Origin of the sequence: Prevotella sp. ICM33, from assembly GCF_000517825.1 — a bacterium.
GTDB lineage: Bacteria > Bacteroidota > Bacteroidia > Bacteroidales > Bacteroidaceae > Prevotella > Prevotella melaninogenica.
Genome location: NZ_JACD01000007.1, coordinates 196543 through 210946 on the forward strand (window position 1 = coordinate 196543; position 14404 = coordinate 210946).

Sequence of the window (14404 nt, forward strand, 5' to 3'; positions counted from 1 at the left end):
AAGGAGAAAGATGGAAGTAATTAATGCAATTGGTCGCCGTAAGAGCGCTGTAGCGCGTGTTTACCTCTCAGAGGGCACCGGTAAGATCACAATCAACAAGAAAGATTTAACTGAATTCTTCCCATCAGCTATCCTGCAGTACGTGGTTAAGCAGCCACTGCAGTTGCTCGGTGTAGAAGGTCAGTATGACATTAAGGCCAACCTCGATGGTGGTGGCTTTACTGGTCAGAGCCAGGCACTGCGTCTTGCTATCGCTCGTGCATTGGTTAAGGTTAACGCTGAAGATAAGAAAGCACTTAAGGACCAGGGATTCCTGACACGCGACAGCCGTACTGTTGAGCGTAAGAAGCCAGGTCAGCCAAAGGCTCGTGCTCACTTCCAGTTCAGTAAGCGTTAATATTTTCTTTGTCTTTGAACAGTTGGCATTGAACATTGAACAATAGCCATTGAACATTGAACTTGGAACATTGAACTTTTTGATATGTTTTGTTCGGTAAAAGAATAAAACGAAGCAGAAAGGTAAAAGTTCAAAGGTAAAAGTTCAAACCTCAAAGTTCAAAGTTCAAAGGTAAAGAAAAGGTTTAGTATCTAAACTGACGCGATTCCTTATCGGGGGACTACCCGTCAGTTGATTCTAACAAAGCGTGGTGAAGCTCATTCGCCAAGAAAGAATTAAAAAGAAAGTAAACAAGTAAAAACAAACAAAATGTCAAGAACAAATTTTGACCAGTTATTGGAGGCAGGATGTCACTTTGGCCACCTCCGTCGTAAGTGGAATCCAGCTATGGCTCCTTACATCTTCATGGAGCGCAATGGTATCCACATCATCGATCTTCACAAGACTGTAGCTAAGGTAGACGAGGCAGCAGAGGCACTCAAGGGTATCGCTAAGAGTGGTAAGAAGATCTTGTTCGTCGCTACTAAAAAACAGGCTAAGGAAGTTGTAGCTGAGAAGGCTGCAGCTGTTAACATGCCATACGTAAACGAGCGTTGGGCTGGCGGTATGCTGACCAACTTCCCAACCATCCGTAAGGCTGTGAAGAAAATGACGAACATCGACAAGTTGATGAACGACGGTACATTCTCTAACCTCTCTAAGCGTGAGCTTCTGCAGATTTCACGTCAGCGTGCTAAGCTCGAGAAGAACCTCGGTTCTATCTCTGACTTGACTCGTTTGCCATCTGCACTCTTCGTTGTAGACGTAATGAAGGAGCACATCGCTGTTAAGGAGGCTAACCGTCTCGGCATTCCTGTATTCGGTATCGTTGATACCAACTCTGATCCAAAGAACATCGATTATATCATTCCAGCTAATGACGATGCTAAGGATTCAGTAGAGGCTATCCTCGCTGCTTGCTGCGGTGCTATCGCAGAGGGTCTTGAGGAGCGTAAGGCTGAGAAGGCTGACGAGAAGGCTGCTGCAGAGCAGGCTGAAGAGGCTGCTGAGGCAAAGCCAAAGCGTGCTGCTCGTAAGGCAGAAGAGGCTCCAAAGGCTGAGAACGAGGCACCAGCTGCTGAGTAATTAAAAGAAACATAGTGGGCGCTGGTGAGTGCTAATGAGCTTCTATCTTATTTATAATAATAGGTGAAGTTTATTATCCCTCATCAACGCCCACAATATTTAATAATATTAGAAAGGAAAACAAAAAAATGGCTGTATCTATTGAAGATATCAAGAAGCTCCGCGCTATGACTGGCGCAGGTCTGGCTGACGTAAAGAAGGCACTCACAGAGGCTGAAGGCGATTACGAAAAAGCAAAGGAATTGATTCGTGAGCGTGGTTTGGCTATCGCTGCTAAGCGTTCTGACCGTGAGACATCAAACGGTTGTGTACTCGTTAAGCAGGTAGATGGCTTTGCTGCTATGGTTGCTATCAAGTGTGAGACAGACTTCGTTGCTAATGGTCAGGACTTCATTGCCCTCGTTCAGGAGATTTTGGACGCTGCTGTTGCTAACAAATGCAAGAGCCTTGATGAGGTTAAGGCACTTAAGCTCGCTAATGGCGAGGATGCTGCTGCTGCAGTTCAGCAGCGCTCTGGTGTTACAGGTGAGAAGATGGAGCTCGACGGCTACAACTTCCTTGAGGGTGAGAACTTGTATGTTTATGACCACATGAACAAGCACACTCTCGCAACTATCGTTCAGCTCAATGAGAACAATGAGGATGCTGGTCACAAGGTAGCTATGCAGGTTGCAGCTATGAAGCCTGTAGCGCTTGACGAGGCATCTATTCCACAGTCTGTTAAGGACGAGGAGTTCAAGGTTGCTGTTGAGAAGACTAAGGAAGAGCAGATTGAGAAGGCTGTTGTTGCTGCTATCAAGAAGGCAGGTATCAACGCTAACCTCGTTGACAGTGAAGACCACATCGAGTCTAACATCAAGAAGGGTTGGTTGACACGTGAGGAGGCTGACAAGGCTATCGAGATTCGCAACACTGTTGCTGCTGAGAAGGCTGCAAACCTCAACGAGGATATGATTCAGAACATCGCTAAGGGTCGTTTGAACAAGTTCTTCAAGGAGAACTGTCTCGTTGACCAGGAGTTCCAGTTTGGTGATGGCGACAAGCAGAGCGTTAGCGAGTGGCTTAAGGCTCAGAGCAAGGATCTTAAGATTGTTGCTTACAAGCGCTTCACTCTCGCTGCAGAGTAATCACAGAGCTTCATTAGAAGAAAGATATGGGAGTTGCAGGATAGCCATTAGGTTCCTGCAACTCTCTTTTATTAGAAGTTAGGGCTTATTAGACTAATTGGGCTAATAAGACTAATTGGGCTAATAAGACTAATTGGGCTAATAAGGCTAATTGGGCTAATTGGGCTAATTGGGCTAATAAGCCCAATAATTTCCTAAAACTACCAACAATGAAAATCTTTGCAGTCGGCATGAATTATGCCGAACATAATAAATCGCTAAACGAAACGTTATCTACAAAGGAAGGACCTGTTATCTTCACTAAGGCAGACTCTGCCCTACTGAAAGATAAAAAGCCTTTCTTCATTCCCGATGACTTGGGAAGGATTGAATATGAAACGGAACTCGTGGTACGTATCTGTCGATTGGGGAAGACCATCTCACAGCGCTTCGCTCATAGATACTACGATGCTGTGACAGTTGGTATTGACTTCACAGCTCGCGAATTACAACAAAAACTAAGAGCGCAAGGACTACCATGGGACCTCTGCAAAGGATTTGATGGTTCGGCTGCTTTAGGCGAATGGGTATCAAAGGATAAATTCCTTGATGTACAACGACTCCGCTTCCACCTTGATATCAATGGACAGACGGTTCAGGAAGGATGTACAACTGACATGCTATATAAAGTAGATGAAATCATCAGTTACATTAGTCGCTACTTTACCCTCAAGACTGGCGACATCATCTATACAGGCTGTCCATCAGGTTGTGGACCTGTACATATCAATGACCATATGGAAGGATACATTGAAGAGAGAAAGGTTCTCGACTTTAATTGCAAGTAAACTAAAGAGAGTAAGTGAAAGACTTCTAAACGATTACAACATAGATTTCTATACTCTCCAATTAAGGAAGTCAAATAATCAACCGAACAGAGGGAATAACTGACAAAAAGACTTAAGAAGGAATACATCAATAAAATGACGAAAGGAATCAACAAGCTGTTAATGAAACGTTCAGCAATACTCTGCCTTATACTTCTGTTGGGTTGCATAAAACTATCAGCTCAACAGCAAAGATTTTTCAACCTAACGGTTCAAGATGTGACAATAGACTCGCTATTGCCACATTTCCGTTATGCTATCCCTGTTGGTGAACAGTACGCTGATTCTACCTATGAATTGGAGATACGCTATCCTGAGTTTATGGACATGAGCAAGGCAGACGTTGAACGCTACAATGCATTGACAAGTGTTGTCCCTCCTGCATTACCAGAGATACATCAGCAGATGACTGTGGAACGTAAGCGTGGTGTATTAGAGATATCTCTAATGCCTATCGTTCAGCGCAATGGAAAGAAGCAGTTCCTCGTCAGTTTCATGATAGCGCTTACATCTCGTCCTAAGAAGACAACGACGAAGAAGACAAAAGGTGTTGAGACTCGTACCGGTGGCATATCGGTATCTACTGTCTCAAATCGCTACGCTGCACATTCCGTTCTTGCAAGTGGTAAGTGGGCAAAGATACGTGTTCCTGCTAATGGTGTCTATCAGTTGACCAATGATCTAATCCGTCGTGCCGGCTTCTCTAATATTGACAAAGTCAAAATCTATGGCTATGGTGGAAACTTGCAGAAGGAGGTTCTTACAGCTGACGACATCACTTCATTTGATGATTTAAAAGAGGTACCAACCTATAATAGTAATGGTAGACGGCTCTTCTATGCACGTGGACCTGTTAGCTGGGAAAGCAACACATCGGTAAAGAGAATCCGCAACCCTTATTCTAACTATGGTTATTACTTCCTAACAGAAGACAACAACAGTGCTCCTGCAACAGTTTCAGATAGCACAACCTTCCTCAATAGTTTCTATCCATCAGCAGGCGACTATCATAGTCTGCATGAGATTGATAATTTCAGTTGGTATCACGGAGGTCAAAACCTCTTTGAAGAGACTCCATTAAAACTGAACGAAGGTAAGGTGTTCACCTTGCCAAACAAAGCACGTGCTACAAGTGCAAAACTAACGGTAGCCGTAACAACAGGTACTTACACTTCAGTTGTAAAGGTAGAAGCAAATGGTCAATATCTTGGCGACATAAGAGTCACACCACAAGAATCCTTTGACAAAGGATATGAAGAAGTAAGAACCTATACCCTCAATACCCTCCATGCAGTTGATAGCATCAAACTGACAACCCTATCTGGTGGTCCAGCACGTCTTGACTATCTCATCATGACCTACCCTACTCCTGCGCCAGCACCTTCTTTGAAGGCTTCTTTCCCTGCCCCAGAGTATGTTTACAACATAACCAATCAAGACCATCATGCTGACGAACCAGTCAACATGGTGATTATCATCCCTACAAGTCAGAAGTTATTAGCCCAGGCAGAACGCTTAGCCGACTTCCATCGTACACACGATAATATTTCTGTGCGTATTGTCCCAGCAGACGAACTCTATAATGAATTCTCCAGTGGGACACCTGATGCAATGGCTTACCGCCGTTATATGAAGATGCTTTACGACCGTGCTACCAGTAACAATCTTCCACAGTCGCTCCTACTCTTTGGCGACTGCGTATGGGACAACCGTATGGTTACCAGTGCTTGTCGTAACCTTAACCCTGATGACTATCTTCTTGCCTACGAGAGTGAAAACTCATTCAGCGAGACCGACTGCTATGTCAATGATGGATGGTTTACGTTGATGGATGATGGAGAAGGTGGAGACTTGTTAAGACGCGACAAAGAAGACCTTGGAGTTGGGCGCTTTCCTGTGACAGAGATATCAGATGCAAAGGTATTAGTCGATAAGACAATCGGCTATGCTGAGAACAAGAATGGCGGAAGTTGGGAGAATGTTATCATGTTCATGGGTGATGATGGAAACAATAATCTCCACATGCACGATGTCAATGAGACCGCAGAAGCCATTATGTCGACCTATCCTGACTATCAAGTAAAGAAGGTGATGTGGGATGCTTACACCCGTGTATCGTCTGCAACTGGTAACACCTACCCTGAGGTAAGTGCTCTTATCAAGCAGCAACAGGCACAAGGTGCACTTATCATGGATTATGCTGGTCACGGAAAGGAAGACCAGATCTCTCATGAAGCAGTACTCCGCCTCAACGACTTTGCCAACTTTACCAACACTAATCTACCGCTTTGGATTACTGCCAGTTGTGATATTATGCCATACGATGGTACTATCCCAACTATCGGTGAAGCAGCAATGCTAAACAAGAAGGGTGGCTCTGTTGCTTTCTGGGGTACTACTCGTACGGTATATGCTTATTATAACAAGGCAATCAATACCGCCTTCCTCAAGCATGTACTTAGCTTTACAAATGGTAAACCAACCACATTGGGCGAAGCACAGCGTTTAGCTAAATGTGAGTTGATTAATTCTAACAGCGACCTCACACCAAATAAACTGCAATATGCTTTATTAGGCGACCCAGCTCTCTCACTGAACCTCCCAACATTAGAGGTAAAAGTGGAGACAATCAATGGACAAACGCCAAGTACGACAGGTTCTGTTGTACTCAAAGGTGGCTCCGTTGTAACTGTCAAAGGTTACATTGCAAAGAATGGTAGTAAGCAAGGTGACTTCAAGGGACTACTCACTGCTACCGTACGTGACACAAAAAAACTTATTACCTGTAAGAAGCAAGAGGATACATCCGCAAGTGCGTTCCAATATTACGATCGACAGAAAGTACTTTACAATGGTACAGACAGTATCAAGAATGGTGAGTTTACATTCACCTTCGCCGTACCACGTGACATCAACTATGCAGCAGGAACAGGCTTGATGAACCTATCTGCCATTAACGACAACCATACCCTCATGGCACAAGGACATGAAGATGGCTTCACGATTGATGGTTCAGAGATTGTATACAACGACTCTATTGGTCCATCAATCTATGCTTATCTCAATTCTCCTTCTTTTGTCAATGGTGGTGAGGTCAATAGTACTCCTTACTTCTTTGCACAAATAACGGATAAAGATGGTATCAACGCTTCTGGTAATGGTATCGGACATGACATGCAGTTGACCATCGACGGCAAGTTGACGCAGACCTATATTCTGAATGATAACTTCCGATATGACTTCGGTAGCTATACATCAGGAACAACGGGCTTTAGCCTGCCAGAGCTTTCCGAGGGACCACACACTCTGCAGTTCCGTGCATGGGACATACAGAACAACCCTTCAACCGTTACATTACAGTTCAAGGTTGTAAAGGGACTGGCGCCAGAAATCTATAGTATCAATGCCTCTAAGAATCCTGCCACGACAGAGACGACATTCATTGTTACGCACAACTATATCGGTTCAGATGTCGATATTGACATTGAAGTATTCGATATGAGCGGCCGCCTCCTATGGCACCGTAGTGAGACTGGTGTTGCATCGGGCAATGCCATTACAGCCAACTGGGACCTTACTGTTGAGAATGCTGGAAGACTTCAAACCGGCGTTTATCTCTATCGAGTACGCCTCAGCAGCAATGGTGCTACAAATGTATCGAAAGCTAAGAAACTGATTATCTTAGACAATAAATAACACAGAAAGAACGTTTCAATCCATATAGCAACATTTAATAAGCAATCCAATTAAAATAGAATGATAAATAAGCTTCGTATAGCCATCCTCTCACTGACGGTATTTGCTTCATCTACCGTTTTCGCTCAGGATAAGAAAGACATTTTTAATCCAGTCAAAGCATCAGTTACCTCACAGACAATCGCTCCTGATGCACGTGCTGCAGGTATGGGTGACGTTGGTGTAGCTACCGACCCAGATGTGAACTCACAGTATTGGAACCCTGCAAAATATCCTTTTAATATTTCTCGTGCGGGTGTTTCACTAAACTACACTCCTTGGCTTCGCCAGTTGGTGAGTGATATCGACTTGGCTTATCTTGCTGGTTACTATCGTATCGGTGATTACAGTGCAGTCTCAGCTTCTATGCGCTACTTCTCTTTGGGTGAAGTACAGATGACTGACGGATCAAACATGACCATTAACCCTTATGAGATGTCAATGGACGTAGCCTACTCTCTGATGTTGAGTGAGCATTTCTCATTAGGTGCGGCTGTACGTTGGATATACTCTGACCTTACCTATAACTATACCGATGATACCGCGCCAGGTTCTGCCTTTGCAGCCGACTTGTCTTGCTATTATCAGAACTATATCAATATCGGTGAGCGTGAGTGCCAGTTGGGCTTAGGTATGAATATATCAAACATCGGTTCAAAGATTACCTTCGGTGGTGATAATCGCTCTGAGTTCATCCCAACCAACCTTCGTTTAGGTGCCTCGTTGATGATTCCTATCGATGAATTCAACCGTTTTACCATTGCTGCTGATGCTAATAAGTTATTAGTTCCTACCTATCCAAAGCGCAAGGCTGATGAAACACAGGTAGACTATGATAACCGTCTTCAGAAGGAATACTATGACGTATCTTCTATCTCTGGTATCTTCAAGAGCTTCGGTGATGCACCTAATGGTGCTTCTGAAGAGTTACAGGAGATTCAGTGGAGCTTAGGTGCTGAATATACTTATAATGATAAGTTCTCACTCCGTGCTGGTTACCACCACGAAAGCGAAAACAAAGGTAACCGCAAGTACTTCACTGTCGGTGCAGGCTTCAAGATGAATGTCTTCTCACTGGATGCCGGATATGTTATTGCAACAGCTAAGAACAACCCACTTGATCAGACCCTCCGTTTCTCTTTATCATTTGACATGGATGGTATAAAAGATTTGTTTAAGAGGAGGTAAAGACCTCCCCCAGCCCCTCCGAAGGAGGAGAGAACCTAATGGGAAACTATTAGAGCAGACTTAGTTATCCGCTTCTTATCTTATTCATTAATTATTTAGCATTAACTCTCAATCAACCTTCTGCTTATCTATTTGTATAGACATCCCCTCCTTTGCAGGGTAACAGGAAGGTTCTCCTTATATAAGAATATGACCAATTCTACCCTATCCATCCCATCTTTCCGTGTCGGAATGGGATACGACGTACACAAACTTGTTGAAGGACGCGACCTATATTTAGGTGGTATCAAAATTGAGCATACCCTTGGACTCCTTGGACACAGTGATGCTGACGTACTCATTCACGCTATCTGTGATGCCCTACTCGGTGCTGCTAATATGCGCGATATTGGTTATCATTTCCCCGACACCTCTGCTGACACACTCGATATGGACTCAAAGGTCATTCTTCGCAAGACCATTGACCTCTTGGCTACAAAGGGTTATCGAGTAGGAAACATCGATGCTACGGTATGTGCCGAGCGTCCAAAGATAAACCCACATATCCCTGCTATGTGCAAATGTCTGTCTGATATCATCGGTTGTGACATCGACGCCGTATCTATCAAGGCTACCACTTCCGAGCGCATGGGCTTCGTTGGTCGTGAAGATGGTATGGCTGCATACGCAGTTTGTATGATTATGAAGGCATGAGATAATTGAAGCATAGTATTTTAGCATTATCCTCATCCTATAGGAAAAGACATAAACACCTAATCATACTATCATCTCTCATTGATAATAAAGACTAAAGGCTGAAATCCTTCATTGGGTTTCAGCCTTTTTTTTAAAACCCAAATCAATCAAGATAGAGCTTTTAACTTCTAATTATAACGGCATTTTTTTATTATAACACCCTTTTCTATTATGATGCGGGTGCCCAGCACATATGGTACGGATGGTAAACACCAATGGTGCGAACACCTCGCACCAGACGAAACGTTAATATGATAGAGGCAATTCATACTTAGATCTAAGAGCATTATATACACAAGTTCGGAATAAGAAAAAGCTTGTAAAAGTGTAGAGACAACCATTGACCAAGCGTACTGGGGATACTAACAGCTTTAGAGGTTAGTGTGTGACGTGTAAAAACATGAAATAAAAGTTGCTGTCAATCCATTAACTCTTGCATATGATTACTTAACAAGAGGTTACGAGAAGTGTTAAAAGTGACAGCAAACTAAATAAAAAAGAAATTAGGTTATTGAGATAGAGATTCTATATCAATAACCTAATTTCTTTATGCCAAAGTATTCTCAGCTTAGCTCATAGAAGATTCATGTCTGATTCTTATAACAAACGCTCAATCTCCTGCTCAAGATTCTTAATCTGTGATGGGTTCTTCACAATATTGTTACCTCTATCAATGAGATAGATGATTGGAACCGTCTGTGCAGGAGCTGTATAAGCTTGACTGATACCGGTATCATCATAGACATTAATCCATGGCAGATTAGCCACCTGCTCTTTCCAGAAATGAGCATTATCGTCTAATGAAACCATATAGATTTCTAATCCGCGGTCATGGTACTTATTGTAAAGTTCGCGCAGTTGCATAATGTATTCTGTAGAACCCTTTGCAGCAAAGACATGGAAGTCGAGTAGAACAACCTTACCTTTCAAATCAGTAAGATGGCGTTCTACACCACGGTTGTCACGTAATGGAAGGTCGACAACACCTAATTCCTTAGCTTCTATCTCCACTGGCTTATTCTGTGCCTTCACAATGCGCTCATCCTTCATACCCTTAATCGTGATATTATGGAGATTCTGCGTACGCTCTGAACCCGGATAATAAGTATCCCAACTGGTTGCAACAGCACCGAACACCTTATTGTCAGCTACGTCTCTTGATGGATCAAATATCAAATGTGCTTGATTACCTATTACAATATACTGGAACAAAGCAAAATAGCTATAGGCACGCATTGGCTCCTTGAAGATATAGTTGCGTGATACATCCTGCTTATAGTCGCTCATCAATACTGTGATAATTGAATCAGCAAGATCAGGACGTTCTGCAAGAATAGACTGGCAACGTGCTTGTAAGTCAATTTGCTTCAGTGCCAATTCCTTGATTTTCTCATTCTCATAGGAACCCTTCACACTATAATCGGTAGCCATCTGCGGATAAGTAGCCTTCACATCGACTGTCTCTGTAGAATCAATACCAATATTGATAATCTGTCCAGCAATGCGAAGTCGATAGAACTCTGGATTATCCACCTTATCACCTGAGAACGAAAAATCGCCCTTTTCATCGAGTTTAACAGAGTCAACAGTAGAAAATCCATTAAGTCCGTTATGCTCAAAATAGAGTAAAGAGTCCTTGGCATTTGCAATAGAACCTGTCACATGGAACTTTTCTCCCGCACAACTTGCCAGTGCAGCGAGTCCAACAATCGCAAAGCCTGCCGCCAAAATGTTTCCGATTTTATGCTTCATTGTTTAATAGATATTACGTTTTTATCTTATCTTCCTTGCAAAGGTAACGTAAAATGATAAAACTGCAAAGCAAATATCGTCAAATATTATCAAATTCACTATACTTAAACAAAACTTCCTCCAGCCACTAAAAAGAGATAACATTGATTACTTATAGCCGTATCTTAAACCCAAATCTACTTTTTAAAGAAACGCTGAGATATATGTGCATAGAGGGCTGAACAGACTATTATTTCATCTCTTTTTGATAAAAATTTATCGATTTCATCGAGATTAATCAAATAAGAGTAACACTTATGAACCAAGTACCTTTATAAATAATTGGATACAAAAAGGGCTTGTATCAAATGATAACATTGATACAAGCCCCTTATATTTTTGTATTCATCTACCCTCTTTCACGATATTATCAACATTTGGTAATTACAATGTAACAGCCTATTTGATGTATAACATCAGGGTTTCAGAATACTTTTCTAACGTAGCAAGATAATCCATAGCTCCATGTTATAGATACCTTACTCGTAGTTTTGTTATCTACTAATTTATTTTACCAGAACCTTCTTACCATTAATAATGTAGATTCCTGGATTTAATTTCCCTTTATCGTTCGCATCTCTTACTTTCATTCCATTGATAGAATAGACAGTACCATCATTTTGATTCGCGGAGTCTATCTTGTCTATAGCAATACCTGTAACAGTGTTATTTGACGTATGACTCGCACCTATAATGTTAACACTACGCAAGTAGTACCCCTGTCCAGTTACCACCAAGCCATTCTGTTTTAACTCTTCGATAACCTTAGGTTCGAGGTCAAGACTATAGGTCTTTTCATCTTTTCCACTATCCAAGTTGATAATACTACCATATTGTGCGCTAAACGAGAACTTAGGTCTTTTTGAATCAGTAGGATTCTTTTTATTCTGGCGTAAGAAAATCTTTCCTCCTGGATTAACATCTCTCACCACAAACTCAAGTTTTTGTCCTTCTCCTAAATTCGCAAACAACTCTGCTGGGATAATTGTTTCACCCCACTGGATTTCTTTGAAGCCACTCCATATAGCATCCTTCTTTGATGAATGACAAATAGTGTATAAACGGATGTTCTCACCTTGCAGTACACAGCCTTCACTCTTTAGTAACTTACTAAGTGCTTCTGTCACAACGAAAGTTACCTGTGCGTCATTCTTAGCAAGCTCTGGCTTAAGCGTTGTGATAGCTTTTCCACTTTTATTAAAGATATCAAGACTTGCTTTTTGATTAGGGTCACAGACCTCAAGGTCCATTACCAACTGATCACCAGGCTTTATGTTAGTAAACTTCTCTTTAGCAAGTTCAAGACTTATCTTCTGATTCTGTCTATATTCTGGTAAGTTTCCAATCCATAGTAATTCATTTGCTCGTTTAAAAACGCGCAACCAGTCAATTTCTGTAACGAACTCCTTAGGGACCTTATTAATATCACCTCCATACTTCGGGTTTAATTCCGGGTAGAGAGTACCACCAAATCCTTCATATGGATACATACTTGGTAGTATTTCTGTATTAGCCTTCCATGCCTTACCACCTACTTGTCCTGTGATAGCAACGTCCCAAACACGGTCCTCTCCATACTTTGAAAGGTTTTGTGCTAAGAGTGCATTATAACGATATGGATACTTCGAGTTTTTTGATTTATATCGATCATCCTTTGTACGGAAAACGGATCTAACTCTTCCATCTAAGAGGAAAGTTACGGCTAAGTGCATTGGATCACCTGGCTCTGGGTCAATCTGTGCGCCATAAACATGGAAATCTTTTCCTGGGTCGAAGTCTATTTCCCTTACACGATCTCCATAGTCATTATGGTTATAAGTATTATTGGGGTATCCGTTTTTCCAACCGGCATCGTAGTCCATTCCATGGGTAGTTTGATGCAGATAAAAGCCTTTCTCTTTCATTGCATCTTTTCTGTCCTCATTAACAAAGAACTCTTGTAAATCAATCTCAAATGTACTTGCTCCATTACAGTGACGGAGCCATAGTGCCATCCAAGTTCCGAACTCATATGGAATCTTAGCCTTCACCTCTATACGTGAGTAAAGAGGGTAGTAAGTTCCATGTTCTAACCCTTTAGCTTTCACCAAGTCTGCTCCGTTAGCATTACGACTGGAGAGTGCACCAGACCACCAACCGTATTTACCAAAGTCATGTTTAGGCTTAAAAGGTGGTTGTACCTTTACGCTGTAATCGGTCCCAGCAGGGTCTTTTTTAGCGTCAGGACGACGTCCTGTTAAAAGAGGTTCACGTGAAGCAGTAATATATGCCACACCATTCTTTACCTTAACCATATCGGCACGATAATACTGAACACCTCCCTGCCCTTCTGTATTACCGTAATCATCAAACTTGTAATTATACTTTGGATCACCATAGACGCCCCATTTAGATTCGTCAATCTTGTTTCCATTAAACTCATCGCCACCATAGTAATTCCAACCAGCCATGGACGGTACGGCGTTCTGTGTTACTTGTGCAGATAGGTTAGAGAAGCCTAAACACAATCCACAAAGTATTAGTCCTGTTGTTTTCATGTTGATTTTGTTTTAAAAGTAGCCTTATGCCACTCATGTTATTTAATTAGATAAAGGTAGCTTGATATTAAACAGGGATACTAAAACATCTTGTAAAGCTATCCTGTTATAATTCTTGAATCTGATCATTAGCTAACCTTCGGCTGCAAAATTACACTATTTACCGCATATTTACATGCTTTGTGGCTCAGGTAGAGTGCAAAATAACTGTAAGGTATTGTAAACGTATTCATTTTTTGTTGAAGAATATGAAATGAACACGTCTATTGTTTATTTATGTTTCTTTTTTATCTCAATGCGTCTCAACGAAATAATCCTTTGAAAAATAGTTACGTATTAAAGACAAATCTCTAAATTTGCTCCATGAATTGCAAACTTAGAGATTCGGGTTAAAAGTCGTCTATATTCTTAATCTCTATATAATCATGGAGTCTACCACGCATCATACCTTTTTCTTGTTGGTCATTTAGCAGGGCAATAAGACTATCCCAAAAGCCCTTCACGTTGACTAAGGTAACCTTCTTATGATGATAACCAATAGAAGCAGAGGCTGCAACAGTGAAAATTTCATCAATTGTTCCAATACCACCTGGTAAAGCATAGAACTCATCAGAGCGTTCCATGATGATTGCCTTGCGATCAGTAAGGTCCTCACAAGGAATCTCTACATCTACATAGTCGCTAACTCTACGTCCTTCCTCTAAGATACGAGGGATAACCCCGATAGTACGTCCACCAGCTTCGTGTACAGCTTTACCAATACACTCCATCAATCCACTGTTGGCTCCACCATAAACGAGCGTATGTCCGTTCTCTCCAATCCATCGTCCCAACTCTTCCGCAGCACGGAAGTAGTCGGAAGCAATGTTATTATTTGCAGAACAAAATACTGCTATATTCATT

At 41.9% G+C, this 14404-nt stretch carries 10 protein-coding genes; 7 read left to right on the forward strand and 3 right to left on the reverse strand.

What is annotated here, in order from left to right:
• Positions 1–10: 10 nt before the first annotated feature.
• The 7 genes from rpsI (at position 11) to ispF (ending at position 9131) form a co-directional block, all read left to right on the forward strand.
• Complete coding sequence (gene rpsI, locus HMPREF1505_RS02085; RefSeq protein WP_004358788.1) at positions 11–397, forward strand: 30S ribosomal protein S9; 387 nt, start codon at positions 11–13, stop codon at positions 395–397.
• Between the two features lie 309 nt (positions 398–706).
• Positions 707–1522: a 30S ribosomal protein S2 gene (gene rpsB, locus HMPREF1505_RS02090; RefSeq protein WP_036864172.1), complete on the forward strand. Its 816-nt coding sequence runs from the start codon at positions 707–709 to the stop codon at positions 1520–1522.
• A gap of 128 nt (positions 1523–1650) precedes the next feature.
• On the forward strand, positions 1651–2649 hold the full coding sequence (gene tsf / locus HMPREF1505_RS02095) for a translation elongation factor Ts (RefSeq protein WP_036921752.1): 999 nt from the start codon (positions 1651–1653) through the stop codon (positions 2647–2649).
• A gap of 209 nt (positions 2650–2858) precedes the next feature.
• Positions 2859–3476: a fumarylacetoacetate hydrolase family protein gene (locus tag HMPREF1505_RS02100; RefSeq protein ID WP_036921755.1), complete on the forward strand. Its 618-nt coding sequence runs from the start codon at positions 2859–2861 to the stop codon at positions 3474–3476.
• Between the two features lie 162 nt (positions 3477–3638).
• A complete protein-coding gene (porU, locus tag HMPREF1505_RS02105) occupies positions 3639–7211 on the forward strand; it encodes a type IX secretion system sortase PorU (protein WP_036921984.1) in 3573 nt (1190 codons plus the stop codon).
• Between the two features lie 60 nt (positions 7212–7271).
• Positions 7272–8438 (forward strand): type IX secretion system outer membrane channel protein PorV, encoded by a 1167-nt coding sequence (gene porV / locus HMPREF1505_RS02110; RefSeq protein WP_036921758.1) that lies wholly within the window; start codon positions 7272–7274, stop codon positions 8436–8438.
• A gap of 189 nt (positions 8439–8627) precedes the next feature.
• Positions 8628–9131, forward strand: coding sequence for a 2-C-methyl-D-erythritol 2,4-cyclodiphosphate synthase (ispF, locus tag HMPREF1505_RS02115; protein ID WP_036921761.1), 504 nt, complete (start codon positions 8628–8630; stop codon positions 9129–9131).
• A gap of 639 nt (positions 9132–9770) precedes the next feature.
• Here the strand turns inward: ispF and HMPREF1505_RS02120 are convergent.
• The 3 genes from HMPREF1505_RS02120 to HMPREF1505_RS02130 all read right to left on the reverse strand — a co-directional run bounded on the left by HMPREF1505_RS02120 (position 9771) and on the right by HMPREF1505_RS02130 (position 14403).
• Positions 9771–10925, reverse strand: coding sequence for a TlpA disulfide reductase family protein (locus tag HMPREF1505_RS02120; protein WP_036921764.1), 1155 nt, complete (start codon positions 10923–10925; stop codon positions 9771–9773).
• Between the two features lie 545 nt (positions 10926–11470).
• Positions 11471–13501: a family 16 glycosylhydrolase gene (locus HMPREF1505_RS02125; RefSeq protein ID WP_036921765.1), complete on the reverse strand. Its 2031-nt coding sequence runs from the start codon at positions 13499–13501 to the stop codon at positions 11471–11473.
• Positions 13502–13890: 389 nt separating this feature from the next.
• Complete coding sequence (locus HMPREF1505_RS02130) at positions 13891–14403, reverse strand: TIGR00730 family Rossman fold protein (RefSeq protein ID WP_036921768.1); 513 nt, start codon at positions 14401–14403, stop codon at positions 13891–13893.
• Between the last annotated feature and the right edge of the window lies 1 nt (position 14404).

Coding starts and splice junctions, on each gene's coding strand:
- rpsI (WP_004358788.1), top strand. CDS start 11: ATGGAAGTAATTAATGCAATTGGTCGCCGTAAGAGCGCTGTAGCGCGT.
- rpsB (WP_036864172.1), top strand. CDS start 707: ATGTCAAGAACAAATTTTGACCAGTTATTGGAGGCAGGATGTCACTTT.
- tsf (WP_036921752.1), top strand. CDS start 1,651: ATGGCTGTATCTATTGAAGATATCAAGAAGCTCCGCGCTATGACTGGC.
- HMPREF1505_RS02100 (WP_036921755.1), top strand. CDS start 2,859: ATGAAAATCTTTGCAGTCGGCATGAATTATGCCGAACATAATAAATCG.
- porU (WP_036921984.1), top strand. CDS start 3,639: ATGAAACGTTCAGCAATACTCTGCCTTATACTTCTGTTGGGTTGCATA.
- porV (WP_036921758.1), top strand. CDS start 7,272: ATGATAAATAAGCTTCGTATAGCCATCCTCTCACTGACGGTATTTGCT.
- ispF (WP_036921761.1), top strand. CDS start 8,628: ATGACCAATTCTACCCTATCCATCCCATCTTTCCGTGTCGGAATGGGA.
- HMPREF1505_RS02120 (WP_036921764.1), bottom strand. CDS start 10,925: ATGAAGCATAAAATCGGAAACATTTTGGCGGCAGGCTTTGCGATTGTT.
- HMPREF1505_RS02125 (WP_036921765.1), bottom strand. CDS start 13,501: ATGAAAACAACAGGACTAATACTTTGTGGATTGTGTTTAGGCTTCTCT.
- HMPREF1505_RS02130 (WP_036921768.1), bottom strand. CDS start 14,403: ATGAATATAGCAGTATTTTGTTCTGCAAATAATAACATTGCTTCCGAC.